Source organism: Lacinutrix mariniflava (assembly GCF_001418015.1).
Lineage (GTDB): Bacteria > Bacteroidota > Bacteroidia > Flavobacteriales > Flavobacteriaceae > Lacinutrix > Lacinutrix mariniflava.
Genome location: NZ_LIQG01000023.1, coordinates 51,425 through 75,598, shown reverse-complemented (window position 1 = coordinate 75,598; position 24,174 = coordinate 51,425). Strand labels below are relative to the sequence as shown.

Annotated in this window: 35 protein-coding genes; 33 read left to right on the top strand and 2 right to left on the bottom strand. The window is 33.4% G+C overall.

Annotation, left to right across the window (positions count from 1 at the left end; genetic code table 11):
* Together ASC44_RS06135 and ASC44_RS06130 are read right to left on the bottom strand one after the other, a co-directional pair.
* Positions 1-3,117, bottom strand: coding sequence for a SusC/RagA family TonB-linked outer membrane protein (locus tag ASC44_RS06135; protein ID WP_055446736.1), 3,117 nt, complete (start codon positions 3,115-3,117; stop codon positions 1-3).
* Between the two features lie 119 nt (positions 3,118-3,236).
* Complete coding sequence (locus tag ASC44_RS06130) at positions 3,237-4,931, bottom strand: POTRA domain-containing protein (RefSeq protein WP_055446735.1); 1,695 nt, start codon at positions 4,929-4,931, stop codon at positions 3,237-3,239.
* 179 nt (positions 4,932-5,110) lie between these two features.
* On the opposite strand from ASC44_RS06130, the gene rpsL reads away from it, so the two are divergent.
* From rpsL to carA, 33 genes are all read left to right on the top strand, one after another.
* Entirely contained in the window at positions 5,111-5,485 is a 375-nt protein-coding gene (gene rpsL / locus ASC44_RS06125) for a 30S ribosomal protein S12 (RefSeq protein ID WP_013869047.1), read from the top strand.
* Positions 5,486-5,565: 80 nt separating this feature from the next.
* Complete coding sequence (rpsG, locus tag ASC44_RS06120; RefSeq protein ID WP_055446734.1) at positions 5,566-6,042, top strand: 30S ribosomal protein S7; 477 nt, start codon at positions 5,566-5,568, stop codon at positions 6,040-6,042.
* A gap of 3 nt (positions 6,043-6,045) precedes the next feature.
* Positions 6,046-8,172, top strand: coding sequence for an elongation factor G (gene fusA, locus ASC44_RS06115; protein WP_055446733.1), 2,127 nt, complete (start codon positions 6,046-6,048; stop codon positions 8,170-8,172).
* Positions 8,173-8,184: 12 nt separating this feature from the next.
* On the top strand, positions 8,185-8,490 hold the full coding sequence (gene rpsJ, locus ASC44_RS06110) for a 30S ribosomal protein S10 (protein WP_007650482.1): 306 nt from the start codon (positions 8,185-8,187) through the stop codon (positions 8,488-8,490).
* A gap of 477 nt (positions 8,491-8,967) precedes the next feature.
* Positions 8,968-9,585, top strand: coding sequence for a 50S ribosomal protein L3 (gene rplC / locus ASC44_RS06105; RefSeq protein ID WP_055446732.1), 618 nt, complete (start codon positions 8,968-8,970; stop codon positions 9,583-9,585).
* Positions 9,585-10,214, top strand: a complete 630-nt coding sequence (gene rplD, locus ASC44_RS06100; RefSeq protein ID WP_055446731.1) for a 50S ribosomal protein L4 — start codon at positions 9,585-9,587, stop codon at positions 10,212-10,214. Before rplC ends, rplD begins: the two co-directional genes overlap by 1 nt.
* Positions 10,215-10,221: 7 nt before the next feature.
* Complete coding sequence (gene rplW, locus ASC44_RS06095; RefSeq protein WP_055446730.1) at positions 10,222-10,512, top strand: 50S ribosomal protein L23; 291 nt, start codon at positions 10,222-10,224, stop codon at positions 10,510-10,512.
* Between the two features lie 11 nt (positions 10,513-10,523).
* A complete protein-coding gene (rplB, locus tag ASC44_RS06090; protein ID WP_055435707.1) occupies positions 10,524-11,348 on the top strand; it encodes a 50S ribosomal protein L2 in 825 nt (274 codons plus the stop codon).
* 3 nt (positions 11,349-11,351) lie between these two features.
* Positions 11,352-11,630, top strand: coding sequence for a 30S ribosomal protein S19 (rpsS, locus tag ASC44_RS06085; RefSeq protein WP_055435708.1), 279 nt, complete (start codon positions 11,352-11,354; stop codon positions 11,628-11,630).
* A 6-nt stretch (positions 11,631-11,636) separates the two neighbouring features.
* Positions 11,637-12,044 carry a 50S ribosomal protein L22 gene (rplV, locus tag ASC44_RS06080; protein ID WP_055435709.1) on the top strand — a complete coding sequence of 136 codons (408 nt, stop codon included), beginning with the start codon at positions 11,637-11,639 and terminating at the stop codon, positions 12,042-12,044.
* Between the two features lie 7 nt (positions 12,045-12,051).
* Positions 12,052-12,774, top strand: a complete 723-nt coding sequence (gene rpsC, locus ASC44_RS06075; RefSeq protein ID WP_055435710.1) for a 30S ribosomal protein S3 — start codon at positions 12,052-12,054, stop codon at positions 12,772-12,774.
* 20 nt (positions 12,775-12,794) lie between these two features.
* Positions 12,795-13,214, top strand: a complete 420-nt coding sequence (gene rplP / locus ASC44_RS06070; protein ID WP_055435711.1) for a 50S ribosomal protein L16 — start codon at positions 12,795-12,797, stop codon at positions 13,212-13,214.
* A 13-nt stretch (positions 13,215-13,227) separates the two neighbouring features.
* Positions 13,228-13,419, top strand: a complete 192-nt coding sequence (rpmC, locus tag ASC44_RS06065) for a 50S ribosomal protein L29 (protein WP_013869036.1) — start codon at positions 13,228-13,230, stop codon at positions 13,417-13,419.
* Positions 13,420-13,431: 12 nt separating this feature from the next.
* On the top strand, positions 13,432-13,689 hold the full coding sequence (rpsQ, locus tag ASC44_RS06060) for a 30S ribosomal protein S17 (RefSeq protein ID WP_055446729.1): 258 nt from the start codon (positions 13,432-13,434) through the stop codon (positions 13,687-13,689).
* 2 nt (positions 13,690-13,691) lie between these two features.
* Complete coding sequence (gene rplN, locus ASC44_RS06055) at positions 13,692-14,060, top strand: 50S ribosomal protein L14 (RefSeq protein ID WP_013869034.1); 369 nt, start codon at positions 13,692-13,694, stop codon at positions 14,058-14,060.
* A 13-nt stretch (positions 14,061-14,073) separates the two neighbouring features.
* Positions 14,074-14,385 (top strand): 50S ribosomal protein L24, encoded by a 312-nt coding sequence (gene rplX / locus ASC44_RS06050; protein WP_034061899.1) that lies wholly within the window; start codon positions 14,074-14,076, stop codon positions 14,383-14,385.
* A 2-nt stretch (positions 14,386-14,387) separates the two neighbouring features.
* On the top strand, positions 14,388-14,939 hold the full coding sequence (gene rplE, locus ASC44_RS06045; RefSeq protein WP_055446728.1) for a 50S ribosomal protein L5: 552 nt from the start codon (positions 14,388-14,390) through the stop codon (positions 14,937-14,939).
* 3 nt (positions 14,940-14,942) lie between these two features.
* Positions 14,943-15,212 (top strand): 30S ribosomal protein S14, encoded by a 270-nt coding sequence (rpsN, locus tag ASC44_RS06040; RefSeq protein WP_055435713.1) that lies wholly within the window; start codon positions 14,943-14,945, stop codon positions 15,210-15,212.
* Positions 15,213-15,272: 60 nt separating this feature from the next.
* Complete coding sequence (gene rpsH, locus ASC44_RS06035; protein ID WP_055446727.1) at positions 15,273-15,671, top strand: 30S ribosomal protein S8; 399 nt, start codon at positions 15,273-15,275, stop codon at positions 15,669-15,671.
* Positions 15,672-15,690: 19 nt separating this feature from the next.
* Positions 15,691-16,233 carry a 50S ribosomal protein L6 gene (gene rplF / locus ASC44_RS06030; RefSeq protein ID WP_055446726.1) on the top strand — a complete coding sequence of 181 codons (543 nt, stop codon included), beginning with the start codon at positions 15,691-15,693 and terminating at the stop codon, positions 16,231-16,233.
* 10 nt (positions 16,234-16,243) lie between these two features.
* A complete protein-coding gene (gene rplR / locus ASC44_RS06025; protein WP_055446725.1) occupies positions 16,244-16,600 on the top strand; it encodes a 50S ribosomal protein L18 in 357 nt (118 codons plus the stop codon).
* A gap of 6 nt (positions 16,601-16,606) precedes the next feature.
* A complete protein-coding gene (rpsE, locus tag ASC44_RS06020; protein ID WP_055446724.1) occupies positions 16,607-17,131 on the top strand; it encodes a 30S ribosomal protein S5 in 525 nt (174 codons plus the stop codon).
* Between the two features lie 11 nt (positions 17,132-17,142).
* Positions 17,143-17,325 (top strand): 50S ribosomal protein L30, encoded by a 183-nt coding sequence (gene rpmD, locus ASC44_RS06015; RefSeq protein WP_055446723.1) that lies wholly within the window; start codon positions 17,143-17,145, stop codon positions 17,323-17,325.
* 13 nt (positions 17,326-17,338) lie between these two features.
* The gene (rplO, locus tag ASC44_RS06010) at positions 17,339-17,791 is read left to right on the top strand and encodes a 50S ribosomal protein L15 (RefSeq protein ID WP_055446722.1); all 453 of its coding nucleotides are present in this window, start codon (positions 17,339-17,341) and stop codon (positions 17,789-17,791) included.
* Between the two features lie 15 nt (positions 17,792-17,806).
* Positions 17,807-19,159 (top strand): preprotein translocase subunit SecY, encoded by a 1,353-nt coding sequence (gene secY, locus ASC44_RS06005; protein WP_055446721.1) that lies wholly within the window; start codon positions 17,807-17,809, stop codon positions 19,157-19,159.
* Positions 19,160-19,221: 62 nt separating this feature from the next.
* On the top strand, positions 19,222-19,437 hold the full coding sequence (infA, locus tag ASC44_RS06000) for a translation initiation factor IF-1 (protein ID WP_007094967.1): 216 nt from the start codon (positions 19,222-19,224) through the stop codon (positions 19,435-19,437).
* Positions 19,438-19,442: 5 nt separating this feature from the next.
* The gene (ykgO, locus tag ASC44_RS17710; RefSeq protein WP_076732133.1) at positions 19,443-19,559 is read left to right on the top strand and encodes a type B 50S ribosomal protein L36; all 117 of its coding nucleotides are present in this window, start codon (positions 19,443-19,445) and stop codon (positions 19,557-19,559) included.
* 2 nt (positions 19,560-19,561) lie between these two features.
* Positions 19,562-19,936 carry a 30S ribosomal protein S13 gene (gene rpsM, locus ASC44_RS05995; RefSeq protein WP_034061873.1) on the top strand — a complete coding sequence of 125 codons (375 nt, stop codon included), beginning with the start codon at positions 19,562-19,564 and terminating at the stop codon, positions 19,934-19,936.
* A 122-nt stretch (positions 19,937-20,058) separates the two neighbouring features.
* Positions 20,059-20,451: a 30S ribosomal protein S11 gene (gene rpsK, locus ASC44_RS05990; protein ID WP_034061869.1), complete on the top strand. Its 393-nt coding sequence runs from the start codon at positions 20,059-20,061 to the stop codon at positions 20,449-20,451.
* A gap of 186 nt (positions 20,452-20,637) precedes the next feature.
* Positions 20,638-21,243 (top strand): 30S ribosomal protein S4, encoded by a 606-nt coding sequence (gene rpsD, locus ASC44_RS05985; protein WP_055446720.1) that lies wholly within the window; start codon positions 20,638-20,640, stop codon positions 21,241-21,243.
* A gap of 92 nt (positions 21,244-21,335) precedes the next feature.
* Complete coding sequence (locus ASC44_RS05980) at positions 21,336-22,328, top strand: DNA-directed RNA polymerase subunit alpha (RefSeq protein ID WP_055446719.1); 993 nt, start codon at positions 21,336-21,338, stop codon at positions 22,326-22,328.
* A gap of 124 nt (positions 22,329-22,452) precedes the next feature.
* Positions 22,453-22,923, top strand: a complete 471-nt coding sequence (gene rplQ, locus ASC44_RS05975; RefSeq protein ID WP_055446718.1) for a 50S ribosomal protein L17 — start codon at positions 22,453-22,455, stop codon at positions 22,921-22,923.
* A gap of 97 nt (positions 22,924-23,020) precedes the next feature.
* Positions 23,021-24,121: a glutamine-hydrolyzing carbamoyl-phosphate synthase small subunit gene (carA, locus tag ASC44_RS05970; RefSeq protein WP_055446717.1), complete on the top strand. Its 1,101-nt coding sequence runs from the start codon at positions 23,021-23,023 to the stop codon at positions 24,119-24,121.
* The last annotated feature ends 53 nt before the right edge of the window (positions 24,122-24,174 follow it).

Below are 24,174 nucleotides of genomic sequence, written 5' to 3'. Positions count from 1 at the left end.
TTAAAAAGTTAAGTTTAAATTCACTCCAAAACTACTAGTTGTAGGATACGATGAAGTAGTTTGTATTCCTGCAAGGTTACTATCAGTTGAGAATGAAGATTCTGGATCTGCATATCCTTTATTTTCTTCAGGAAGAACGATAAATGGATTTCTTGCATAAGCTCCAATAGAGAAAGAGTCTAAACCTAATTGGTTAGCAACATCTTGGTCAAAATCATAGTTTAATGCAATTTCTCTAACTTTAAAAGCAGAAGCATCAATAACAGAGTATTCTCCAATGTTAGAAAGCGTAGTATATAAACTTATAAATGCAGCATCACTTGTTCCTGATGGAGTCGATGTGTTAGCAACATATACACCTGTATTTGTACCTGTTTCAATAGCTGAATTAGGATAGATAAAAGCTCCTCTACCACCATCAGCACTTTCAGATAAATGTCCACTCCATGTTAATTCTCTTTTAGTACTTGAGTAAAACACATGTCCTGTTCTATAATCCATAGTTGCAGATAGTGAAAAGTTTTTGTAACTAACTGAAGAGTTTAAGTTAAAAATATGATCTGGAGTAGTTTGGCCTAAGTTTTTTAATGCTACTTGTTGAGGAACACCTGATGCGTTAACAACAATTCTTCCTTGATCATCTCTTAAAAAAGCAGAACCTTGAAGTACAGGGAACGCTTCACCTTCAACAGCATAAACTTGTACATCACCACCACTAGATAACTGAACTTGGTCAGCTTGGTCACTAATTTTTACAACTTCGTTTTCACTGTGTTGGTATCCTAGGTTTACATTCCACTTAACATTATCCGTTTGGATAATTTTTACACCTAAATCAAGTTCATACCCAGAACCTTTAGTTTCACCAATGTTTACTAAACTCGTATTTAATCCTGAAGCAGATGAAGTACTAATTTGTGTAATCTGGTTCTCTGTATCAAATGTATAGTAAGCAGCATCTAAAGTAATTCTATTCTTCAAAAATGCTAAGTTTAAACCAAATTCTAAATTCGTTGTAAATTCTGGTTCAATGTTAGGATCTGTAATATTTAAATTTGAAACGAATGAGTTTTGTCCAGAGATAGGGAATTGAGTTGCTTGAGCAAATACAGGTGTAATGTCATAAGCATCTACACTACCATCATTACCTACTTTTGCGTAGTTAGCTGTTACTTTAGCATAACTTAAAATATCTCCTTTTAAATTAGTAAAGGCTGCAGTAGGTATAAAAGAAGCACCAACTCCAGAGTAAAAGAACGAATTGTTATCTTTTGCTAAAGTAGAAGTCCAATCGTTACGTGCTTTTAAATCAACGAATAAAAAATCTTTATAGCCAAAAGAAGCTAATCCAAATACACCAACTCTAGAATCAGTTGATCTAGCATCGCCAGTACGTGCATTATCAAATCCAGTATTTAAGTTACCCGATGTAAATACACCTGGAATAGTTAAATCTGTTCCACCAACTTGTACACTTGTAGTCTTTGTGTACTGTAAGTTTCCACCAATAGTAGAACTTAAAGAAATATCCTCTGTTAAATCGTAATCTGTATTAAATAATAAATCAGTGTTATATAATTTAAAATCAGAAGTCGCATAGCTAAATTCTTCAGAACGATTTCTTCCCGGTATACCATTAGAAATGTTACCTGTAATATCAATAACAGATTGAGGTTCTACATATGCATTTTGAGTTAATAAAGTTGTTTGAGAATTAAAGTTACCGTTAGATCTTAATAAAATATTTAAGTTATCGTTAATAAAATACTGAATTTCTCCGTTGATATTAAATCTATCTGAATCTCTTTCTTGTCTTTGGTTATTGATACTCCAATATGGATTAGTAAAATATCCATTCCAGTGACCTTCGTTTCCTGAGTTTGCAAATGCAGATACCGGTACGTTTGTAGGTGTTTGTAATAATTGTGTATATAATCCTTCTGAAGTTAATCTAGAAGAGGTTCTTTCAAAACCACTATTAACGTAAGTAGCACCACCAGATATTCTAAATTTACCTAAAGTTTTACCTGCTTGTAAAGCAAAATTGTTTCTTTTCAAAACATCTTTATCAACAACAAATTCTTGTCTTAGATTTTGAGCAGATAAGTTAATGTAAGATTCAGAATCTCCAGCAGAAAGTGTTACGCTGTTTTGTCTTGTAGTACCTGTCTTAAAAAAATCTTTAATGTTATCCTCACCTAAAGACGAATATGGTGCTGTTATGAATGAACCATCAGCTTGTGGTAAACCTACCGGTACTGGTTGTCCGTCAAATTCAGCTCCCCAGCCTCCATTTTCATATAAAACATTTTCAAAACCATTTCCAACATCCCATCCTTGACCATATCTTGTTTGTCTTACAGGTACGAATGCTACAGATTCTAGTTCTACTGTACTTTTAAAACCAACAGTGATTTTCTCATTTGTTGCTCCTTTTTTAGTAGTAACAATAATTACACCATTCGAACCTTGAGATCCGTAGAGTATAGAACCACTTGCTCCTTTAATAACGTTTACAGATTCAATAGTGTTAGGATCTAAAGCATCTAAGTAATTTGTTGAAGAAATAGCTCCATCAACTACAATTAACGCTTCATTGTTTCCTGAGATAGAACGATTACCTCTTAATACTATTGAAGAGTTACCAGCAACTCCATTCGAAGTCTGGTTAATTTGTAATCCACTAACTTTACCAGTTAAACTTTGAATAGCACTAGGGTTATTTGCTTGTGTTATTAACTCGGTTTCTACCACTTCGTAAGAATTGGTAACCTCGTCTTTCTTTTTCTTGATACCGAAAGCGGTAATTACAACTTCATCAAGAGCATTTTCACTCATTACAAAACTGATGTTACTTTCGGTTCCAACAGTTTCTTCAACTGTGTTACCAACATAAGAGAATACAAGAACATCTCCTGTATTTGCTGAAATTGAATACTTACCGTCAAAATCTGTCGTAGTACCATTGCTAGTACCTTTAACAAGAACATTTACTCCAGGTAACGGTAGATTGTCTCCATCGGAGATGGTACCTGAAATAGTTTTTCCTTGTGCGAACGTGAGTTGCACAACAAACGCTAGTAATAGCGTTAAAATTCCACTAAACTTTGTTTTCATTTTATATTTTATTTGAATTAGTCTGTGTCAAAAATCATAATAAAAAGTTAATAAAACAATAATTAATGGTTAAAATTTTAAATTTTTTTCAAAAAAAAGGTTTTATCCATCAATTAAAACTAAAAAACGGTTATTAAACTGATGTGAATTTTACTATTCGAGAACTTAAAGTTTTGTTCTTCTGTTTTTCCATTAGCAAAATTGAATTTTAATAAACCTGAGTTTGTGCGTATCCCAAAACCTAGACCAAAACCATAAAGATTTTCTCTAATATTAGAGATTCTGTTTTCGAAATTGGAAAAATCTAATATGGTATGAGCGTATATATTAGAACTTAGTTGATATCTGTATTCTGTATTTAATACAATGTATCGGTTAGCTAATATGCTGTTTTCTGCGAAACCTCTTATGGAATTTATGCCTCCAAAAGTATAGAGCTCATTTTCAAAATATGTATTCGAGTTTATTAAAGCTGCACTTACTTTCGTGTAGAGGCTATTTTTGTTATTCAAATAGAAGCTATTGAATGCGTCTAAGGTTATTTTCTCTTGATTTTCAGTGCTATTTGTTATTTCTCTTTTACCAAAACCCAGCTCTATTTGTATTTTGCTTTTTATTCGAAACAAAGAATTGAAACTATATCTGTTCTCAAAAATATATTTTAAGTTGTAGAGATTGCTTTTATAGTCTGTTATATCTGTGTTTATGTCATCTTCTAATAAGTTGCTGGATTCAGTGCTTTCAATTCCTATAAATAGTCTGTTTTTTGAATTCAACTGATAAAAAACATTAGCTTTTTGGTTAACGGATGTGAAGGAGCTGTCTCGTTTTAGAATCCGTAATGAAAACTCTGTGCCAATAGGTGTTGAAAATAAATATGGTAAGTTTAATCGTGCTTCAAAATTTCGTTGTTCACTTTCGTCACTCTTATAAAGGAGTTTGAAAGTTTCTCCATAATTAAGATTGTTGTTTAATTCTAAATTAAGATAACCGTTAAAATCTATTTTGTTTGTTTGTTCATTGGTGCTAAATCCTAAAAAGCCATCAAAAGTGTTACTCTGCGTTTTTTTTAGGTACATATATAAGGTCGTGGAATCTTTCGTGAATAGTACTTCAGAATCTTTCGTTTGTTCTGCAAAGCCTAAATTATTTAATGCAACCATTTTCTTTTTGATGGTCTCAATATTAAATATTTTTTCAGGCTTAATTTTTAAATACCTTTTTAAGTAAGATTTTGGAAATTTATCATAACCTTTAATAATTATTTTGTCTAAACGGCGTTCGTTTTCTTTGTTTTGAATAATTAGTGTTGCAATTAAGGTGTTGTTGTCTTTTGTCTTAATTTCGGATAGATTTATTTTTGCGAATGGAAACCCATTATTAGCTACCTTTATATTAATATGCTCTAATGTTTTTTCTATGTCTTCAAAAGGTATTACGAAATAGGTGTTGAAGACTTGTTTTGAAGTTAAATTAATTATGTTTTTATTGATTTTAGTGGAGTCGTAATTTATCTCAATAGTTTCATATTTGTTATTTAGTTGAAATTTAACGTGAAAAGAAGTGTCGTTCGTTTTGCTTATTGTTGAACGTTTAAGATCTATATATCCAAATCTGATTATTTTATCACGGAGTAAGTTAGCTTCAGTTAGTATGGAATTATAATCAACATGTTGAGAGTTGTAGTTTAAATCCGAAATTAATGATGTTTCTTCATCGGTAGAACCAATGATTGTTAATTTTAAATTCTGAGCAATTAATTCTGATGAAAAAAATAGGAGTATTAAAATAATAAAAGGGTTGTAATTTTGCACGTATTCTATATATTTTATGTGATGTAAATTTAACGGAAAAACTAAACATTTAATATGGACCTAACCAAAAAAATAAAAAAGTATTGAAAATTAATCTTTTACGGTTTGAAATTAAATAAAATATTTTTACCTTTGCAGCCCTCTTAGAAGAGGTCAATTAAATTTATATATTAAAATATATGCCAACAATTTCACAATTAGTAAGAAAAGGAAGAGCCAAAATAACCAAGAAGAGTAAATCGGCTGCTTTAGATTCTTGTCCACAAAGACGTGGTGTGTGTACTCGTGTTTATACAACGACACCTAAAAAACCTAACTCAGCAATGCGTAAGGTAGCAAGGGTTCGTTTAACAAACGGTAACGAGGTTAATGCATACATCGGTGGTGAAGGACATAATCTACAAGAGCACTCGATAGTATTGGTTAGAGGTGGAAGGGTAAAAGATTTACCAGGAGTTAGATACCACATTGTACGTGGAGCATTAGATACCGCAGGTGTTGATGGTCGTACGCAACGTAGATCTAAGTATGGTGCAAAACGCCCTAAGAAGTAAAAACAAGTTAAAAGTTAAGCCGTTGAAAGTTTTTAAAACTAACGGGAATAACTAAAAACTAAAAAACTCAAAAAGAAGACATGAGAAAAAGAGCAGCGAAAAAAAGACCGCTTTTGCCAGATCCTCGTTTTAACGATCAATTAGTGACTCGTTTTGTAAACATGATGATGTGGGATGGTAAGAAGTCAGTAGCTTTCAAAGTATTTTATGATGCAATTGACATCGTAGAGTCTAAGAAAACAGACGAAGAGAAAACAGGTTTAGAAATCTGGAAAGAAGCATTATCTAATGTTATGCCTCACGTAGAAGTGCGTAGTCGTAGAGTTGGTGGAGCAACTTTTCAAATCCCTAATCCAATAAGAGCAGATCGTAAAGTTTCTACGGCTATGAAATGGCTTATTAGCTATTCAAGAAAGAGAAACGAGAAGTCGATGGCGCAACGTTTAGCATCTGAAGTTTTAGCAGCAGCTAAAGAAGAAGGAGCAGCGGTTAAGAAAAGAGTAGATACTCATAAGATGGCTGAAGCAAACAAAGCATTCTCTCACTTTAGATTTTAAGAAATGGCAAGAGATTTAAGATACACAAGAAATATAGGGATTGCTGCTCATATTGATGCTGGTAAAACAACAACAACAGAGCGCGTTCTTTATTATACAGGAGTTTCACATAAAATTGGTGAAGTACATGATGGTGCTGCGACAATGGACTGGATGGAGCAAGAGCAAGAACGTGGTATTACTATTACGTCTGCAGCTACAACTTGTACATGGAAGTTTCCACTAGAAAATGCTGAGCCTACTCCAGATACAATGGATTATCATTTCAATATTATTGATACTCCTGGTCACGTAGATTTTACTGTAGAAGTAAATAGATCTTTACGTGTATTAGATGGATTAGTATTTTTATTTAGTGCAGTTGATGGTGTTGAGCCTCAGTCTGAAACTAACTGGAGACTAGCAGATAACTATAAAGTACCAAGAATTGGTTTCGTTAATAAAATGGACCGTCAAGGATCAGACTTTTTAGGTGTTTGCCAACAAGTTAAAGATATGTTGAAATCTAACGCGGTGCCAATCGTTTTAAACATTGGTGACGAAGAAGATTTTAAAGGTATTATTGATTTAGTAAAGAATCGTGCTATAGTATGGCATGATGAGACTCAGGGAGCAACTTTCGATGTTATCGAAATTCCTGAGGATATGAAAGAAGAAGCTCGTAAATATCGTGCACTTTTAATTGAAGAAGTAGCAAGTTATGATGAGAATCTTTTAGAGAAATTCATGGAAGATGAAGATTCTATTACAGAAGAAGAAGTGCATAAAGCACTTAGAGCTGCTGTAATGGATATGGCAATTATTCCAATGATTTGTGGTTCTGCTTTTAAAAACAAAGGTGTTCAGTTCTTATTAGATGCTGTATGTCGTTACTTACCTTCTCCAATGGATAAGGAAGGTATTGTTGGTGTAAATCCAGATACTGATAAAGAAGAAATTCGTAAGCCAAGTGTAAAGGAGCCTTTCGCTGCTTTAGCATTTAAAATTGCTACAGATCCTTTCGTAGGACGTTTAGCATTTTTCAGAGCTTATTCAGGTCGTTTAGATGCTGGTTCTTACGTTTTAAATAATCGTTCTGGTAAAAAAGAACGTATCTCACGTATCTATCAAATGCACGCTAATAAGCAAAATGCAATTGATTATATAGAAGCTGGAGATATTGGAGCTGCTGTTGGATTTAAATCTATCAAAACAGGAGATACGCTTTCAGATCAAGATCATCCTATTGTTTTAGAATCTATGGACTTTCCAGATCCAGTAATTGGTATTGCAGTTGAGCCTAAGACTAAAGCAGATGTTGATAAATTAGGTATTGGATTAGCTAAACTAGCTGAAGAAGATCCTACATTTACTGTACGTTCAGACGAAGCGTCAGGACAAACTATTATTTCAGGAATGGGTGAGCTTCACCTTGATGTAATTGTAGATCGTTTAAGACGTGAATTTAATGTTGAAGTAAATCAAGGTCAACCTCAGGTTGAATATAAAGAAGCTATTACACAAGCTGCAGATCATAGAGAAGTTTATAAGAAACAATCTGGTGGTCGTGGTAAATTCGCAGATATTGTATTTACGGTAGAGCCAGCTGACGAAGGTGTTGTAGGTTTACAGTTTGAATCTGTAATTAAAGGTGGTAATGTTCCTAAAGAATTTATCCCTTCAATTGAAAAAGGATTTAAAATGGCAATGGTAAATGGACCTTTAGCAGGTTTCGAAGTAGATGCTATGAAAGTGACATTGAGAGATGGATCTTATCATGATGTCGATTCAGATCAATTATCTTTCGAGTTAGCTGCTAAATTAGGATTTAAAAACTGTGCTAAGGCTGCTAAAGCTGTAATCATGGAGCCTATAATGAAACTAGAAGTTATTACTCCTGAAGAAAACATGGGTGATATTGTAGGTGATTTAAATAGAAGAAGAGGTATGATGGAAGGTATGGGAGACCGTGCAGGCGCAAAGACAATAAAAGCTACAGTGCCACTTTCTGAAATGTTTGGTTATGTAACGACATTAAGAACATTATCTTCTGGTCGTGCAACGTCAACAATGGAATTTTCACATTATGCTCAAACACCTTCAAATGTATCTGAAGAAGTGATTAAAGCAGCTAAAGGAGAACAATCTTAAAAAGTTAAGAAAATGAGTCAAAAAATCAGAATAAAATTAAAGTCTTACGATCATAACTTAGTAGACAAGTCTGCTGATAAGATTGTAAAAACAGTAAAAAGTACGGGTGCTGTAGTAACTGGACCAATTCCATTACCAACACATAAGAAAATTTTCACTGTATTACGTTCACCTCACGTTAATAAGAAGTCTAGAGAACAATTTCAGTTAAGCTCTTACAAGAGATTATTAGATATTTATTCTTCATCTTCTAAAACAATTGACGCTCTAATGAAGTTAGAGTTGCCAAGTGGTGTCGAAGTAGAAATTAAAGTGTAGTTTTTAAAACACTTAATTATATAAAAAATCCTAAGATTTATTTCTTAGGATTTTTTTGTTTAAAACATTTTTTAGATTTTAATAGTTTAAAGTGAATATTTTATGAGCTAAATCATTCGACGTTACATGGTTATCACACTAGTAACATCGGAAGGGTGGAGTTTATATTGTGTTATTTATTTAAGGTATTTTTACAATAGATTTGTTTGAAAAATATTGATTTTAGAAATTAGTAATTTTACAAATGAGAACGGTTGTTATGGTTTTTTAAAGAAATAGCGGTTATGGTTTTGTTAATCAGAAAATTATAACTACTTTTGCAATCTTAAATATAGGTTACTTGTGTTTTATAAGTAGTTTGTATACATGTCCTAAGCTGCGTGCGAGGGAAAAACGGTAAAAATACACTTCAAGGCTGAAACGTATTTTCAGCCTTGAATGTTTTTAATAAATAGTAATAACAAATAAATAATAATTATGTCTGGGTTAATTGGAAAAAAAATCGGTATGACCAGCATCTTCGATGAAAATGGTAAAAACATGCCATGTACAGTAATCGAAGCTGGACCATGTATCGTTACCCAAGTCAGAACTGAAGAGGTTGACGGCTATACAGCTATTCAACTTGGTTTCGATGACGCGACAGAAAAAAGTGCTACTAAAGCGGACTTAGGTCACGTGAAAAAAGCAGGAACTTCTGTAAAACGCAAAATCGTAGAATTTCAAGGTTTTGATGAGGAGTACAAATTAGGTGATGCAATCACTGTAGATCACTTTAAAGAAGGTGAGTTTGTTGATGTTGCAGGAACATCAAAAGGTAAAGGATTTCAAGGTGTTGTAAAACGTCATGGTTTTGCCGGTGTAGGTCAAGCTACTCACGGTCAACATAACCGTTTAAGAGCGCCAGGATCTATTGGAGCTGCATCTTATCCAGCAAGAGTCTTCAAAGGAATGAAGATGGCAGGAAGAATGGGTGGAGACACTATAAAAGTTCAAAATTTAAGAGTTTTAAAGGTAGTTGCTGAAAAGAATCTACTTGTGGTTAAGGGATGTGTTCCTGGTCATAAAAACGCTTATGTAATTATTAGAAAATAATGAAAGTAGCAGTTTTAGATATAAACGGAAAAGAAACAGGTAGAAAGGCAGACCTTTCTAGCGATGTTTTTGCTATTGAGCCTAATAATCATGCAGTGTATTTGGATGTTAAACAATATTTAGCAAATCAAAGACAGGGTACTCACAAGGCTAAAGAAAGAGCTGAGATTACTGGGTCAACACGTAAGATTAAAAAGCAAAAAGGAACTGGTACGGCACGTGCAGGTTCTATTAAGTCTGGTGTTTTTAGAGGAGGTGGACGTATGTTCGGACCAAGACCTAGAAGTTATTCAATCAAGCTTAATAAAAACCTTAAACGATTAGCTCGTAAATCAGCTTTTAGTATTAAGGCAAGTGAGGAATCAATTGTTGTTTTAGAAGACTTCAATTTTGACTCTCCAAAGACTAAAAATTTCACTAATATTTTGAAAGCTTTAGACTTACAAAACAAAAAATCACTCTTCGTGTTGGGTACGTCAAATAATAATGTATATTTGTCGTCACGCAATTTAAAAGGCTCTGATGTAGTAATGGCTTCAGAATTAAGCACTTACAAGATTTTAAAAGCAAATAAAGTAGTGCTTTTAGAAGGAGCTTTAGAAGGAATTGTAACGAATTTAAGTAAATAAGAAACAAATGAGTATCTTAATTAAACCTATTATCACAGAGAAAGCGACTAAAAACAGTGAATTAAACAACTGTTTTAGCTTCTTCGTGAAGACAAAGGCGAACAAGGTGGAAATTAAAAAAGCAGTTGAAGCTGCTTATGGAGTTTCTGTTGAAAAAGTTCGTACTATAAATGTCCGTCCAGATAGAAGTACTAAGTTTACAAAAACTGGTATTCAACATGGTAAAACTAATGCAATGAAAAAAGCATTAGTACAACTGGCGGAAGGTGAGATAATTGATTTATACACTAACATGTAATTAAAAGACAAATGTCAGTAAGAAAATTAAAACCAATCACACCAGGACAGCGATTTAGAGTTGTAAATGGATTTGACGCCATTACAACTGATAAGCCGGAGAAAAGTTTATTAGCTCCGAAAAAACGTTCAGGTGGTAGAAACAGTCAAGGTCGTATGACTATGCGCTACAAAGGTGGTGGTCATAAGAAAAGGTATCGTATTATCGATTTCAAGAGAACTAAAGCGGGAATTCCTGCGGAAGTTGCTTCAATTCAATATGATCCTAACCGTACAGCGTTTATCGCATTATTAAATTACCAAGATGGTGAGAAAACTTATATCATTGCTCAAAATGGTTTACAAGTTGGACAAACTATTGTTTCAGGTGAAAATGTAGATCCAGAAATTGGAAATGCAATGCCTTTAGCTAATATACCTTTAGGTACAATTATTTCTTGTATCGAGTTACGTCCAGGTCAAGGAGCTGTTATGGCTCGTAGTGCTGGAGCTTTTGCTCAATTAATGGCAAGAGATGGTAGGTTTGCAACTGTAAAATTACCTTCAGGTGAAACAAGATTAATCTTGGTTACTTGTATGGCTACAATTGGAGTAGTATCTAATTCAGATCATCAATTGTTAGTTTCAGGTAAAGCAGGTAGATCGAGATGGTTAGGTAGAAGACCAAGAACTAGACCAGTTGTAATGAATCCAGTCGATCACCCAATGGGTGGTGGTGAAGGTAAATCTTCTGGTGGACATCCACGTTCAAGAAATGGTATTCCTGCTAAAGGATTTAGAACTCGTTCTAAGACTAAGGCAAGTAATAAATATATAATCGAACGTAGAAAAAAATAAGACATGGCAAGATCATTAAAAAAAGGACCTTACGTTCATTATAAATTAGAGAGAAAGGTGGCTACTAATGTTGAAAACAACAAAAAAACAGTAATTAAAACTTGGTCAAGAGCAAGTATGATTACTCCGGACTTTGTTGGTCAAACAATAGCAGTACACAATGGACGTCAGTTTGTTCCAGTATATGTTACTGAGAACATGGTAGGTCATAAATTAGGAGAATTTTCACCAACAAGATCTTTTAGAGGTCATGCAGGTGCTAAAAATAAAGGTAAAAAGTAGTAAGCTATGGGAAGTCGTAAAAAACAAATGGCAGACGCGATTAAGGAAGGTAAAAAGCAAATCGCTTTTGCTAAACTTAATAACTGTCCTACATCACCGAGAAAAATGCGTTTAGTAGCCGATTTAGTAAGAGGTGAACGCGTGGAAAAAGCACTTAACATTTTAAAGTTTAGTTCTAAAGAAGCATCAAAACGTTTAGAGACGTTGTTAGTATCTGCAATTGCAAACTGGCAAGCTAAAAACGAAGATGCATCTATTGAAGAAGCAGAACTTTTTGTTAAGGAGATTAGAGTTGACGGAGGATCTATGTTAAAAAGATTACGTCCAGCACCTCAAGGTCGTGCACACAGAATAAGAAAGCGTTCTAACCACGTTACAATCGTAGTTGGAGCTAACAATAATACACAAAGCTAAGATAGATATGGGACAAAAGACAAATCCAATCGGAAATCGCTTAGGAATTATCAGAGGATGGGAATCTAACTGGTACGGAGGTAACGATTACGGAGACAAACTTGCTGAAGATTATAAAATCAGAGAGTATGTTCACGCACGTTTATCTAAAGCAAGTGTAAGTAGAGTAATAATTGAAAGAACTTTAAAACTTGTAACCGTTACTATCACAACTGCTAGACCTGGTATTATTATCGGAAAAGGTGGGCAAGAGGTAGACAAGTTAAAAGAAGAACTTAAGAAAATTACAGGTAAAGAAGTTCAGATCAATATCTTTGAGATTAAAAGACCTGAATTAGATGCGTTTTTAGTAGGAACAAGTATCGCTCGTCAAATTGAAAATAGAATTTCATACAGACGTGCAATTAAGATGGCTATTGCTGCTACAATGCGTATGAATGCTGAAGGGATTAAAATCCAAATTAGTGGTCGTTTAAATGGTGCTGAAATGGCACGATCGGAACACTACAAAGATGGACGTATACCTTTATCTACATTTAGAGCCGATATTGATTATGCTTTAGTTGAGGCACATACTACTTATGGTAGATTGGGTGTTAAAGTATGGATCATGAAAGGTGAAGTATATGGTAAAAGAGAACTTTCTCCTCTTGTTGGATTATCTAAGAAGCAAGGAAAAGGTGGACGAGGCGGAAGAGATAATAAGAATCAATCTCGTCGTAGAAAGTAATTTTTTAAAGAACAAGAAAAATGTTACAGCCTAAAAGAACAAAATTTCGTAAACAACAAAAAGGACGTATGAAAGGTAATGCCGGAAGAGGGCACCAACTATCAAACGGAACTTTTGGAATAAAATCACTAGACTCGAATTTTTTAACTTCGCGTCAAATAGAAGCAGCACGTATTGCAGCTACTCGTCACATGAAAAGAGAAGGTCAACTTTGGATTAAAATATTTCCAGACAAGCCTATTACAAAGAAACCTCTTGAAGTACGTATGGGTAAAGGTAAAGGTGCCGTAGAATATTGGGCAGCAGTAGTAAAACCAGGTAGAGTCCTTTTTGAAATAGGAGGTGTGCCTTTAGACGTTGCAAAAGAAGCATTACGTTTAGCAGCACAAAAATTACCTGTAAAAACAAAGTTTTTAATCGCTAGAGATTACGAAGCATAATTTATTTGATATTATGAAACAATCAGAAATTAAAGAATTATCTGTAGCTGAGTTACAAGAGAAACTTAGTGAGACAAAAAAGAGTTATTCAGACCTAAAAATGGCACATGCAATATCTCCTTTAGATAACCCAATCCAATTACGTTCTGTAAGAAGAGATGTAGCAAGATTGGCAACGGAATTAACTAAAAGAGAATTACAATAATTCTGCTGAAAGATGGAAAAAAGAAACTTAAGAAAAGAACGTATAGGAGTAGTTACTAGTAACAAAATGATGAAATCAATCGTTGTTGCCGAAGTAAAAAAAATTAAACATCCTATGTACGGAAAATTCGTTTTAAAAACGAAAAAATACGTAGCACACGACGAAACAAACGACTGTAACATTGGTGATACAGTAAAGATCATGGAAACAAGACCTTTATCTAAATCTAAATGTTGGAGATTAGTTGAAATAATTGAAAGAGCGAAGTAATTATGGTACAACAAGAATCAAGAATAAAAGTAGCAGATAATACTGGTGCAAAGGAAGTTTTAGTAATCCGTGTTTTAGGAGGTACTAAAAGAAGATATGCTTCTGTAGGTGATAAAGTTGTTGTTTCTGTTAAAGATGCAACTCCTAATGGAAACATTAAGAAAAAAGCAGTCTCTACAGCAGTAGTTGTACGTACTAAAAAAGAAGTAAGACGTCCAGATGGATCTTATATTAGATTTGATGACAATGCTTGTGTACTTTTAAACCCAACGGGTGAAATGAGAGGAACACGTGTATTTGGACCTGTTGCTAGAGAACTTCGTGATAAACAATTCATGAAAATTGTATCATTAGCACCAGAAGTGCTTTAAGACATTTATAAAGATGACAAAGCTTAAAATAAAATCTGGAGATACTGTAAAAGTAATTGCTGGAGATCATAAAGGATCAGAAGGGAAAGTACAAAAAGTATTAGCCGATAAGAACAAGGCGATCGTTGAGGGCGTGAACATGGTAAAGAAACATACTAAACCAAGTGCACAAAGTCCACAAGGAGGAATCGTTGAAAAAGAAGCTCCTATTCAAATTTCAAACTTATCATTGTTAACTTCTAAAGGAGAAGCAACAAGAATAGGATATAGAATGGAAGATGGAAAGAAAGTAAGATTTTCAAAAAAATCAAACGAAGTAATATAGTTATGGCATATTCACCTAGACTTAAAGAAGAGTATAAAAGCAAAGTAATTGCAGCTCTTACAGAAGAATTTGGTTATAGTAATGTAATGCAAGTACCTAAACTTAAAAAGATAGTATTATCTAGAGGAGTTGGTGCAGCAGTTGCAGATAAAAAATTAGTTGACTACGCTTTAGACGAGTTAACAACTATAACAGGACAGAAAGCAATAGCTACTTTGTCTAAAAAGGATGTTGCGGCTTTCAAATTACGTAAAGGTATGCCAATTGGCGCTATGGTTACGTTAAGAGGAGAAAGAATGTACGAATTTTTAGACCGTTTAGTAACATCTGCTTTACCACGTGTTAGAGATTTCGGAGGTATTAAAGCTAAAGGTTTTGATGGAAGAGGTAATTACAATTTAGGAATTACTGAACAAATAATATTCCCAGAATTAGATATTGATAAAATCAATAGAATTTCGGGTATGGATATTACTTTTGTAACTTCTGCTGAAACTGATAAAGAAGCAAAATCATTATTAACTGAATTAGGTTTACCTTTTCAAAAAAACTAAGTTATGGCTAAAGAATCAATGAAAGCCCGCGAGGTAAAAAGAGCTAAAACGGTAGCAAAATATGCTGAGAAACGCAAAGCTTTAAAAGCAGCTGGCGATTATGAAGCATTACAAAAGTTACCTAAAAACGCCTCTCCAGTTCGTATGCACAATAGATGTAAATTAACAGGAAGACCTAAAGGTTATATGCGTACTTTTGGTGTTTCTCGTGTTACATTTAGAGAAATGGCTAACCAAGGTTTAATACCAGGAGTTAGAAAAGCAAGTTGGTAAAATTTTAAATTGGTCTTAGGTTCACGATATTGTGAAAACCAAGTCCGCAAATTAATATATATGTATACAGATCCAATTGCAGATTTCCTTACAAGAGTTAGAAACGCAGTGCGTGCTAACCATAGAGTAGTGGAAATTCCTGCATCAAATTTAAAAAAGGACATAACGAAAATATTATTCGATCAAGGATATATTTTAAGTTATAAGTTCGATGATTCTTCAGTACAAGGAACAATAAAAATTGCCCTTAAGTACAATAAAGAAACAAAAGAACCTGTAATTAGAAAATTACAAAGAATCAGTAAACCAGGTTTACGTAAGTATTCTAGTTCAACAGAATTACCTCGTATTCTTAATGGTTTGGGTATTGCAATCGTTTCAACTTCTCACGGAGTAATGACAGGAAAGCAAGCTCAGCGTGAGAATGTTGGTGGTGAAGTTTTATGTTACGTTTACTAATCTATAAAACAAGAAAGAGATGTCAAGAATAGGAAATAATCCAGTGGCAATTCCAGAAGGAGTTACTATAGAAGTAAAAGATAACATTGTTTCAGTAAAAGGTAAGTTAGGAGAGCTAACTCAATCTTTTGATACTGTATCAGTGAAAATTGAAGAAGGAAGTGTTATAGTTACACGTCCGTCTGATAATAAAGAAAGTAAAGCTAAGCACGGTTTATATAGATCACTTATCAACAACATGATTGATGGTGTATCTAAAGGATGGACAAAAGAGCTTGAGCTAGTAGGAGTAGGATATAGAGCAAGTAATCAAGGCAACAAATTAGAGTTAGCTTTAGGTTTTTCTCACAACATTGTTTTAAGTGTTGCACCAGAGGTGAAAGTGGAGACAGTTTCAGATAAAGGTAAAAATCCAATCATTAAGTTAACATCTCACGACAAACAACTTGTTGGACAAGTAGCTGCGAAAATTCGTGGATTTAGACCACCAGAGCCTTATAAAGGAAAAGGTGTGAAGTTTGTAGGTGAAATACTAAGAAGAAAAGCTGGTAAATCAGCATAATAATTAAGTTATGAAGTTAACAAAGAACCAAAGAAGACTAAGAATTAAAAGCAGAATCCGTAAGGTTGTTTCTGGTACAGAAGCAAGACCAAGGTTAGCTGTTTTTAGAAGTAATAAAGAAATTTATGCTCAGGTTGTTGATGATGTTACTGGTAAGACTTTAGCAGCAGCATCTTCGAGAGATAAAGATATTAGTTCTGCAAAAGGTAACAAAAGTGAAGCCGCTACGTTAGTTGGTAAAGCAGTTGCCGAAAAAGCAATTAAGGCAGGAGTAGATACTATCGCTTTTGATAGAGGTGGATATTTATATCATGGTAGAGTAAAATCATTAGCTGAAGGAGCTAGAGAAGCAGGACTTAAATTCTAAGAAATTATGTATAAAAAATACAGAAGCGCAGAGTTAGTAAAACCAAGTGGGTTAGATCTTAAAGATCGTTTAATTGGTGTGCAAAGAGTTACTAAGGTAACAAAAGGTGGTAGAGCATTCGGTTTTTCGGCAATCGTTGTGGTTGGTGATGAAGCTGGTGTTGTAGGACATGGTTTAGGTAAATCAAAAGATGTAGCGAGTGCAATTGCAAAAGCTATTGAAGATGCTAAAAAGAATCTAGTACGTATTCCTATTATAAAAGGAACATTACCTCATGAACAAAAAGGTAAGTACGGAGGAGGAAGAGTGAATATTATTCCTGCAGCTCCTGGTACAGGAGTAATTGCTGGTGGAGCTGTAAGAGCAGTTTTAGAAGCAGTTGGTGTGCATGATGTATTATCAAAATCTCAAGGATCATCTAATCCTCATAACGTAGTTAAAGCGACATTTGATGCATTATTGCAATTAAGAAGTGCTCAAACTATTGCTCGTGAAAGAGGGATATCTTTAGAGAAAGTTTTTAACGGTTAATATTTACAGAAATGGCAAAAATAAAAGTAACGAAAGTTAAAAGCGCGATCAACCGTACTAAAAGACAAAAGTTAACATTGTTGGCTTTAGGTTTAAAAAAGGTTGGACAAACTATTGAGCATGATGATACTCCTAATATTTTAGGAATGATTCGAAAAGTTAATCACTTAGTTTCTGTTGAAGGAACTAAATAACATATACTGAAAAATGAATTTAAGTAATTTAAAACCTGCAGAAGGTTCAGTAAAAAACCAAGGAAAAAGAATAGGTAGAGGACAAGGTTCTGGAAAAGGTGGTACTGCTACACGTGGTCACAAAGGAGCAAAATCTCGTTCTGGTTATTCAAAGAAGGTTGGTTTTGAAGGTGGTCAAATGCCTCTTCAAAGACGTGTACCTAAGTTTGGTTTTACAAATATCAACCGTAAAGAACATCAAGGTATTAACTTAGATACTTTACAAAAGTTAGTTGATGATAATAAAATTAAGGATACATTAGATTTTGATACTATCGTTTCTTTAGGATTAGCTGGTAAAAACGAGCTTGTAAAAATCTTAGGAAGAGGTGAGTTAAAATCTAAGTTAACTGTAACTGCACATAGATTTACTGCTACTGCAAAAGCTGCTATTGAAGCTGCTGGAGGAGAAGTAGCAACTTTATAAGACCTACTAGAGAATATGAAATTTATAGAAACGATAAAGAATGTTTGGAAAATCGAGGAACTAAGAAACCGAATCATATTTACTTTAGGTTTATTATTAGTTTATCGTTTTGGAGCACAAATTGTATTACCAGGAATTGATGCTACTCAGTTAACAAATTTACAGAATAGTACTCAAGATGGTATACTAGGTGTTTTAAATGCCTTTACAGGAGGAGCTTTTGCTAATGCATCTGTTTTTGCTTTAGGTATTATGCCTTATATATCTGCTTCTATTGTAGTTCAGTTAATGGGAATTGCTATTCCTTATTTACAAAAACTACAAAAAGAAGGTACTAGTGGACAAAAGAAAATAACGCAAATTACAAGATGGTTAACAATTGGTATCTGTTTAGTTCAGGCACCAGGTTATTTAGCTAGTTTGCAGCCAATGTTTGGTATTCCAAATTCTGCTTTCCTATTAGGACAAGGAGGCGTTTTCTACTTTTCATCTATAGTAATATTAGTAACAGGTTGTATCTTTGCCATGTGGTTAGGAGAAAAAATTACTGATAAAGGTATTGGTAATGGAATCTCATTATTAATTATGGTTGGAATTATAGCAACATTACCTAAGTCTTTCTTACAGAACATGAGTGCTAGATTTACTACAGGTAATGGACCAATGATGATTCTTTTTGAAGTTGTAATTTGGTTTGTTATTATTGCATTATCTATATTGCTAGTAATGGCAGTAAGAAAAATTGCAGTTCAATATGCTAGAAGATCTGCAACAGGAGGATATGAAAAAAATGTTTTTGGTGGAGCAAGACAATTTATTCCATTAAAACTTAATGCTTCTGGTGTAATGCCAATTATCTTCGCACAAGCAATTATGTTTGTTCCAGGATTAATAGGAAGTTCTTCTTTATTGAAAGATACTTCTACAGGATTGTGGATGCAGGCTAATTTTTCAGACATGTTTGGTTTATGGTATAATGTTATGTTTGGATTATTAATAATTATCTTTACATATTTTTATACTGCGATTACAGTACCAACAAATAAAATGGCTGATGATTTAAAACGTAGTGGTGGTTTTATTCCAGGTATACGTCCAGGATCAGAAACATCTGAATATCTAGATAAAATAATGTCTCAAATAACATTACCAGGTTCTATTTTCTTAGCTCTTATTGCTGTTTTTCCAGCATTTGTATTTAATTTAATGGGAGTACAATCAGGATGGGCATTATTCTTTGGAGGAACATCATTATTAATTATGGTTGGAGTTGCGATTGATACTATGCAACAAGTAAATTCTTACTTGTTAAATAGACACTATGATGGCTTGATGAAAACTGGTAAAAACAGAAAAGCAGTAGCTTAATGTAAATAAGGTTTAGAAATCTAGGCAAGGTATTTGCTTATAGATTACTAAAAAGAACATATATGGCAAAACAAGCAGCAATAGAACAAGACGGAACAATTATAGAAGCATTATCAAATGCGATGTTTCGTGTAGAATTAGAAAACGGTCACATTGTGACAGCACACATATCTGGTAAAATGCGTATGCATTATATTAAGTTGTTACCAGGTGATAAAGTAAAATTAGAAATGAGCCCTTATGATTTAACTAAGGCTCGCATAACTTATAGATACTAATTACGATGAAAGTAAGAGCATCAGTTAAAAAGAGAAGCGTAGATTGTAAAATCGTACGTAGAAAAGGTAGACTTTATGTCATTAACAAAAAGAATCCTAGATTCAAACAAAGACAAGGATAATTATGGCTAGAATTGCAGGTGTAGATATACCAAAAAACAAAAGAGGAGTGATCTCATTAACTTATATCTACGGAGTAGGTAGAAGTAGATCACAAGAGATTTTAGCGTCAGCTAAAGTAGACGAAAGTATTAAAGTTCAAGATTGGGACGATGATCAAATAGCAGCCATTCGTGATGCCGTAGGAACATTTACTATTGAAGGCGAATTACGTTCTGAAACACAATTAAACATTAAGAGATTAATGGATATTGGATGTTACAGAGGTATACGTCACAGAGCTGGTTTACCTTTAAGAGGTCAACGTACTAAGAACAACTCTAGAACTAGAAAAGGTAGAAGGAAAACTGTTGCTAACAAGAAAAAAGCAACTAAATAATAATTAATCCCGGTGGTTATCGGGATAGTCTTTAGTGTTTAGACGTTGGAAAGAATCTGTTTGAAATTATTTAGGTTTAGGATTCTAGCGACTATCAACTAACTACTTAGAACTATAGAAATATGGCAAAGACAAATGCAAAATCAGCTAAAAAACGTAAAGTTATAGTTGAATCTGTTGGAGAAGCTCACATAACTGCGTCTTTTAACAACATTATTATATCATTGACAAACAAAAAAGGTGACGTTATTTCATGGTCATCTGCTGGTAAAATGGGTTTTAGAGGTTCTAAAAAGAACACACCTTACGCAGCACAACTTTGTGCGGAAGATGCATCAGGCGTTGCTAAAGAAGCTGGCTTGAAAAAAGTAAAAGTTTATGTAAAGGGACCTGGAAATGGTAGAGAATCTGCTATTCGTTCTATTCATAATGCAGGAATTGAAGTAACAGAAATTATTGATGTTACACCATTACCTCATAATGGATGTCGTCCTCCAAAACGTAGAAGAGTATAGTAACATTATTAAATAGTGTTATACATCAAAAATTAATATCATCTATTTTACATAGTTGATATTAATTTTTTGTGTAAATTTGCAAACTGAAAATATTATTAACAAGTATCAACGAGAGATCAACGCTAGTCGAAGGATAAGATTAAGACCTTAATTCACCAAGCACTCTCAATAAAACAATTTAAAATGGCAAGATATACTGGTCCTAAAACTAAAATAGCTCGTAAATTTGGCGAGGCTATATTCGGAGATGATAAAGCTTTCGAAAAAAGAAATTACCCACCGGGACAACATGGTAATGCACGTCGTCGTGGTAAAAAATCTGAATATGCAATCCAATTAATGGAAAAGCAGAAAGCTAAATACACTTATGGTGTATTAGAGAAGCAATTCAGAAACATGTTCAAAAAAGCAACTGCGTCTCCAGGGATTACAGGTGAAGTTTTGTTACAATTATGTGAATCTAGATTAGATAACGTAGTTTTTAGAATGGGAGTGGCTCCTACAAGAAGTGCAGGTAGACAATTAGTATCTCACAGACATATTACTGTAAATGGAGAGTTGGTAAATGTACCGTCTTACCAATTAAAAGCTGGTGATGTTGTAGCTGTTAGAGAAAAATCTAAATCTCTTGAAACTATTGAAAGATCATTATCTAATTCAAGTAATGTTTTTGAATGGATTACATGGAATACTGCAACAAAGGAAGGAACTTTTGTTTCTGTTCCTGCTAGAATTCAAATTCCAGAAAACATTAATGAGCAATTCATCGTTGAATTATACTCTAAATAATAATTAATCATATTGGTATTTAGCCAAAGGGTTTTTAGTGTTCTTCAAACTTATTAACCGCGCAACTAAATAACAATTAAAACGAAGAAAACATGGCAGTATTTAATTTTCAAAAACCTGATAAAGTAATCATGATTGATTCTACTGATTTCGAAGGTAAATTCGAATTCAGACCACTAGAACCTGGTTACGGATTAACAGTAGGAAACGCTCTTAGAAGAGTTTTATTATCTTCTTTAGAAGGTTTTGCAATTACGTCTATTAGAATAGAAGGTGTCGATCACGAATTTTCTGCAATTGCAGGAGTAGTAGAAGATGTAACTGAAATTATATTGAACTTAAAACAAATGCGTTTTAAGCGTCAAATAGAAGATGTAGATAATGAATCTGTATCTATTTCTATTTCAGGGCAAGATACAATTACAGCTGGTGATTTTCAGAAATTTATTTCAGGATTCCAAGTGTTAAATTCAGATTTAGTAATCTGTAATTTAGATCCTAAAGTAAGTATTTCAATGGAAATTACTATTGAAAAAGGAAGAGGATATGTTCCAGCAGAAGAAAATAAGAAAGCTTCAGCGCCAATAGGAACTATTTTTACTGATTCAATATACACGCCAATAAAAAATGTTAAGTATAGCATTGAGAATTACCGTGTAGAACAGAAGACGGATTACGAAAAGTTAGTTTTCGAAATTCAATCGGATGGATCTATAACGCCTCAAGACGCTTTAACTGAAGCAGCTAAAACGTTAATTCACCACTTCATGTTATTCTCTGATGAGCGTATTACATTAGAAGCTGATGAAATAGCACAAACTGAAACTTATGATGAAGAATCTCTTCACATGAGACAGTTACTTAAAACAAAGTTAGTCGATATGGATTTATCTGTACGTGCACTTAATTGTTTAAAAGCTGCTGAAGTAGATACATTAGGAGACTTAGTATCTTTTAATAAAAATGATTTAATGAAGTTCCGTAACTTCGGTAAGAAATCTTTAACAGAGCTTGAAGAGCTTGTAAATGTAAAAGGTTTAAATTTCGGAATGGATTTATCAAAGTACAAATTGGATAAAGATTAAATGTTTTAGAGAGAGTAATATTTTACTTAATATTACTCTCTAAATATTTATAATAAAATAATTAATTAATCATATTTTGCTCCTCGATAATTGAGTTTAGTAGCAAGATGATAAAACAAATGTCATGAGACACGGAAAAAAAGGAAACCATTTAGGTCGTCAAACGGCTCACAGAAAAGCAATGTTAGCAAACATGGCTTGTTCTTTAATCGAGCACAAACGTATCAACACTACAGTTGCTAAAGCTAAAGCTTTAAAAGGTTTTGTTGAACCAATGATTACAAAGTCTAAAAATGATACGACACATAATCGTCGTTTAGTTTTTTCTAAATTGCGTCAAAAAGAGGCAGTTACAGAATTATTTAGAGATGTAGCAGCAAAGATTGGTGATCGTCCAGGTGGATATACTAGAATTATCAAGTTAGGAAATCGTTTAGGTGATAACGCTGATATGGCAATGATTGAGTTAGTAGATTATAATGAAATCTATAACGCAGATAATAAAGCTAAGAAGACAACACGTAGAAGCCGTCGAGGTGGAAAAGCAACAGCTACTCCAGTTGAGACTAAAGCAACTAACGAAGAAGAAGAATAAATGTTAATAAGCATTTAATATAAAAAGGATAAACTATTTTAGTTTATCCTTTTTTTTATGCAATTTTGCTAAACTTTTTGACACAATTACTATACATATGAAATATCAAAAATTAAAAAAGGCATTAATCTTATTAGCAGATGGGACCATTTTTCATGGTAAAGCCGTAGGAAAAGAAGGAAGTGCGTTTGGAGAAGTATGTTTTAATACAGGAATGACCGGTTATCAAGAAATCTTTACAGACCCTTCTTATTATGGACAGTTAATGGTGACAACCAATGCTCATATTGGAAATTATGGTGTTAACAATGAAGAAGTCGAATCTGACTCGGTTAAAATTGCAGGTTTAATTTGTAAAAATTTTAGTTACAATTTTTCTCGTGATGCAGCAGATGGTTCGTTGGAAGATTTTCTTAACGAGAATAACTTATTAGCGATATCAGACGTAGATACCAGAGCACTGGTAGCCTATATTCGTGATAATGGTGCGATGAATGCAGTTATCTCAACAGAAGTTGATAATATTGAGGCTCTTAAAGAGCAATTAGCAAATACGCCAAATATGAATGGTTTGGAGCTTGCTTCGAAAGTTTCTACTAAAGAACCGTATTATGTTGGAAATGAAAATGCTTCAGTAAAAATAGCAGCATTAGATCTTGGTATTAAAAAGAACATCTTAAGAAATTTAGTAAAGAGAGATGCTTATGTAAAAGTCTTTCCTTTTAATTCTAAATTTGAAGATTTAGAGGCTTTTAAACCAGATGGTTATTTCTTGTCAAATGGACCTGGAGATCCAGAGCCATTAACAGAGGCTCAAGGCTTAGCAAAAGAAATTATAAAAAGGGATTTACCATTATTTGGAATTTGTCTAGGACATCAAGTAATAGCATTAGCAAATGGTATTTCAACTTACAAAATGCATAATGGACATAGAGGTATTAATCATCCAGTCAAAAACCTAGTAACAGGAAAGGGAGAAATTACTTCTCAAAATCATGGTTTTGCTATCAACAGAGAAGAAACAGAAGCACATAGTGATATCGAAATTACACATGTGCATTTAAATGATAATACTGTTGCGGGAATAAAAATGAAATCTAAAAACGTTTTTTCTGTACAATATCATCCAGAAGCAAGTCCTGGACCACATGATTCATCTTATTTATTTGATGAGTTCATCAAAAACATAAAAAATTAACAATATCAAATAAGCAATAGAATGTATTTTCTGTTGCTTATTTGGTTTTACTA

Bases quoted from the DNA above. Each gene is read 5' to 3' on its own strand.
- ASC44_RS06135 (WP_055446736.1), bottom strand. From the start codon at position 3,117: ATGAAAACAAAGTTTAGTGGAATTTTAACGCTATTACTAGCGTTTGTT.
- rpsJ (WP_007650482.1), top strand. From the start codon at position 8,185: ATGAGTCAAAAAATCAGAATAAAATTAAAGTCTTACGATCATAACTTA.
- rpsN (WP_055435713.1), top strand. From the start codon at position 14,943: ATGGCTAAAGAATCAATGAAAGCCCGCGAGGTAAAAAGAGCTAAAACG.
- rpsG (WP_055446734.1), top strand. From the start codon at position 5,566: ATGAGAAAAAGAGCAGCGAAAAAAAGACCGCTTTTGCCAGATCCTCGT.
- rplP (WP_055435711.1), top strand. From the start codon at position 12,795: ATGTTACAGCCTAAAAGAACAAAATTTCGTAAACAACAAAAAGGACGT.
- ASC44_RS05980 (WP_055446719.1), top strand. From the start codon at position 21,336: ATGGCAGTATTTAATTTTCAAAAACCTGATAAAGTAATCATGATTGAT.
- rplE (WP_055446728.1), top strand. From the start codon at position 14,388: ATGGCATATTCACCTAGACTTAAAGAAGAGTATAAAAGCAAAGTAATT.
- rpsK (WP_034061869.1), top strand. From the start codon at position 20,059: ATGGCAAAGACAAATGCAAAATCAGCTAAAAAACGTAAAGTTATAGTT.
- rplO (WP_055446722.1), top strand. From the start codon at position 17,339: ATGAATTTAAGTAATTTAAAACCTGCAGAAGGTTCAGTAAAAAACCAA.
- rpmC (WP_013869036.1), top strand. From the start codon at position 13,228: ATGAAACAATCAGAAATTAAAGAATTATCTGTAGCTGAGTTACAAGAG.
- fusA (WP_055446733.1), top strand. From the start codon at position 6,046: ATGGCAAGAGATTTAAGATACACAAGAAATATAGGGATTGCTGCTCAT.
- rplN (WP_013869034.1), top strand. From the start codon at position 13,692: ATGGTACAACAAGAATCAAGAATAAAAGTAGCAGATAATACTGGTGCA.
- rpsQ (WP_055446729.1), top strand. From the start codon at position 13,432: ATGGAAAAAAGAAACTTAAGAAAAGAACGTATAGGAGTAGTTACTAGT.
- rpsS (WP_055435708.1), top strand. From the start codon at position 11,352: ATGGCAAGATCATTAAAAAAAGGACCTTACGTTCATTATAAATTAGAG.
- rpsM (WP_034061873.1), top strand. From the start codon at position 19,562: ATGGCTAGAATTGCAGGTGTAGATATACCAAAAAACAAAAGAGGAGTG.
- rplV (WP_055435709.1), top strand. From the start codon at position 11,637: ATGGGAAGTCGTAAAAAACAAATGGCAGACGCGATTAAGGAAGGTAAA.
- rplB (WP_055435707.1), top strand. From the start codon at position 10,524: ATGTCAGTAAGAAAATTAAAACCAATCACACCAGGACAGCGATTTAGA.
- rplR (WP_055446725.1), top strand. From the start codon at position 16,244: ATGAAGTTAACAAAGAACCAAAGAAGACTAAGAATTAAAAGCAGAATC.
- rplW (WP_055446730.1), top strand. From the start codon at position 10,222: ATGAGTATCTTAATTAAACCTATTATCACAGAGAAAGCGACTAAAAAC.
- rplX (WP_034061899.1), top strand. From the start codon at position 14,074: ATGACAAAGCTTAAAATAAAATCTGGAGATACTGTAAAAGTAATTGCT.
- carA (WP_055446717.1), top strand. From the start codon at position 23,021: ATGAAATATCAAAAATTAAAAAAGGCATTAATCTTATTAGCAGATGGG.
- ykgO (WP_076732133.1), top strand. From the start codon at position 19,443: ATGAAAGTAAGAGCATCAGTTAAAAAGAGAAGCGTAGATTGTAAAATC.
- rplD (WP_055446731.1), top strand. From the start codon at position 9,585: ATGAAAGTAGCAGTTTTAGATATAAACGGAAAAGAAACAGGTAGAAAG.
- rpsE (WP_055446724.1), top strand. From the start codon at position 16,607: ATGTATAAAAAATACAGAAGCGCAGAGTTAGTAAAACCAAGTGGGTTA.
- rplC (WP_055446732.1), top strand. From the start codon at position 8,968: ATGTCTGGGTTAATTGGAAAAAAAATCGGTATGACCAGCATCTTCGAT.
- rpsC (WP_055435710.1), top strand. From the start codon at position 12,052: ATGGGACAAAAGACAAATCCAATCGGAAATCGCTTAGGAATTATCAGA.
- rpmD (WP_055446723.1), top strand. From the start codon at position 17,143: ATGGCAAAAATAAAAGTAACGAAAGTTAAAAGCGCGATCAACCGTACT.
- rplQ (WP_055446718.1), top strand. From the start codon at position 22,453: ATGAGACACGGAAAAAAAGGAAACCATTTAGGTCGTCAAACGGCTCAC.
- secY (WP_055446721.1), top strand. From the start codon at position 17,807: ATGAAATTTATAGAAACGATAAAGAATGTTTGGAAAATCGAGGAACTA.
- infA (WP_007094967.1), top strand. From the start codon at position 19,222: ATGGCAAAACAAGCAGCAATAGAACAAGACGGAACAATTATAGAAGCA.
- rplF (WP_055446726.1), top strand. From the start codon at position 15,691: ATGTCAAGAATAGGAAATAATCCAGTGGCAATTCCAGAAGGAGTTACT.
- rpsH (WP_055446727.1), top strand. From the start codon at position 15,273: ATGTATACAGATCCAATTGCAGATTTCCTTACAAGAGTTAGAAACGCA.
- rpsL (WP_013869047.1), top strand. From the start codon at position 5,111: ATGCCAACAATTTCACAATTAGTAAGAAAAGGAAGAGCCAAAATAACC.
- rpsD (WP_055446720.1), top strand. From the start codon at position 20,638: ATGGCAAGATATACTGGTCCTAAAACTAAAATAGCTCGTAAATTTGGC.